Below are 1,988 nucleotides of genomic sequence, written 5' to 3' on the forward strand. Positions count from 1 at the left end.
TTGATTTCGGCATCAATGCCCAGGCCAAATTTAATGGCCATATTGATGGCTTCTTCGTTGACCACCGGAAGGACACCGGGCAGGCCAAGGTCTACTGCGCAAGCCTGGGTGTTGGGTGCGGCCCCAAAAGCGGTGGATGCACCGGAGAATATTTTGGTTTTGGTGGCCAGCTGGACGTGAATCTCCAGCCCGATAACGGTTTCCCATTGCATATTACTGTGTCCTATACCAATGCCGGAGATTGCTTATGCCAGTCGGTAGCCTGCTGGAAGCAGTGGCCAATATTGAGCAGACGGGCCTCATCAAAATGCTGGCCAATGATCTGCAGGCCCACAGGGCGCCGGTTTGCCATGCCTGCCGGAACGGATAAGCCGGGCAGGCCCGCCAGATTAACCGACAGTGTATAGATATCCGAGAGGTACATGGCCACCGGATCATTGCTCATGGCACCAATGTCAAAGGCGGGGGTCGGGGCGTTGGGCCCCATAATCACATCACACTGTTTGAGGGCGTTGAGGAAGTCATCACGGATCAGGCGACGGATCTGCTGGGCCTTGCGGTAATAGGCATCGTAATAACCGGCGGAAAGGGCGTAGGTGCCCACAATAATACGACGTTTGACTTCTTCACCAAAACCTTCGCTGCGGCTGCGGACATAAAGCTCCATCAAGTCTTTTGGGTTCTCGCAGCGATAGCCGAAGCGCACGCCGTCAAAGCGGGATAGATTGGAAGACGCTTCCGCCGGGGCAATGACGTAGTAGGCGGGAATGCACAGCCTGGCATTGGGCAGGCTGACTTCCTTAACGTTGGCGCCGAGTTTTTCATATTCGGCAATGGCATTGCGGATCTGTTGTTCCACTTCACTGTCCAGACCGGCCGTGAAGTACTCTTTTGGCAACCCGATGGTCAGGCCTGCCAGGGAGTCATTCAGTGTCGCCGTGTAGTCCGGTACTTCATGGTCAAGACAGGTGGAGTCCCGGGTGTCAAAGCCCGCCATGGTGTTCAGCATAATGGCGGCATCTTCCGCAGAACGGGTCATCGGGCCCGCCTGGTCAAGGCTTGAGGCGTAGGCCACCATGCCCCAGCGGGAGACCCGGCCATAGGTCGGCTTAAGTCCGGTAATGCCACAGTGTGAGGCAGGCTGACGGATGGACCCGCCGGTGTCCGTGCCGGTAGCGCCAGAGGCCAGCAGGGCGGCTACCGCAGCCGCTGAACCGCCAGAGGAACCGCCGGGGATGGCGGCTTTGTCCCAGGGGTTTTTGACCGGGCCATAATGGCTGTTTTCATTGGAAGAGCCCATGGCAAACTCATCCATATTGGTTTTGCCCAGCATGACGGCACCGGCATCACGGAATTTGCCGGTGACGGTGGACTCATAAGGGGCAATAAAGTTGTCCAGCATTTTTGAACCGCAGGAGGTTTTCACGCCTTGCGTGCAGAACAGGTCCTTATGGGCAACAGGAATGCCGGTCATGGCGTTGGCATTGCCGGTTGCACGGCGTTTATCCGCTGCTTCTGCCTGTTCCAGGGCCAAGGCTTCAGTCACCGTAATAAAGCTGTTGAGGTCGCCATCGAATTGCCTGATTCGCTCAAGGTAGGCTTGTGTCAACTCGACGCTGGATATTTCGCCACTGGCTAGTGCCCGGCTCTGTTCTGCAATGGTTTTATCGTACATGGGACTCGTTTGTTTGGAGGAGATAGGGTTTGGCAAAGACTCAACTTCTACCGGACTTTAAAATAATGCCATTTCGGCGTTTCGGCCATGGTCACTGCTGCAAGGTTTTCTAACGGGTTACTCAATAACACGGGGAACCAGGAAGAGGCCTTCTTCAACCGCCGGTGCGCAGCTCTGTAATTGCTCCCGCTGATTGCCTTCGGTGACTTCGTCAGGGCGCAGGCGCTGGATGGCATCCAGCGGGTGTGCCAGCGGTTCCACGCCTTGTGTATCAATCGCCTGCATGCTATCGACCAGTGCCAGTATGCTGCTG

General features: G+C 56.3%; 2 protein-coding genes and 1 pseudogene. All 3 read right to left on the minus strand.

Annotated features, from left to right (window positions below):
* Nucleotides 1-212, minus strand: a pseudogene (gatB, locus tag KDK14_RS18470) (Asp-tRNA(Asn)/Glu-tRNA(Gln) amidotransferase GatCAB subunit B); the annotation flags it as partial.
* Nucleotides 213-223: 11 nt separating this feature from the next.
* Nucleotides 224-1,675: an Asp-tRNA(Asn)/Glu-tRNA(Gln) amidotransferase subunit GatA gene (gene gatA / locus KDK14_RS18475; RefSeq protein WP_257266671.1), complete on the minus strand. Its 1,452-nt coding sequence runs from the start codon at nt 1,673-1,675 to the stop codon at nt 224-226.
* A gap of 117 nt (nt 1,676-1,792) precedes the next feature.
* On the minus strand, nt 1,793-1,988 hold a 196-nt coding region (gene gatC / locus KDK14_RS18480; RefSeq protein ID WP_257266672.1), incomplete at its 5' end, for an Asp-tRNA(Asn)/Glu-tRNA(Gln) amidotransferase subunit GatC.

The organism is Endozoicomonas sp. ONNA2, assembly GCF_024606365.1.
Taxonomy (GTDB): domain Bacteria; phylum Pseudomonadota; class Gammaproteobacteria; order Pseudomonadales; family Endozoicomonadaceae; genus Endozoicomonas.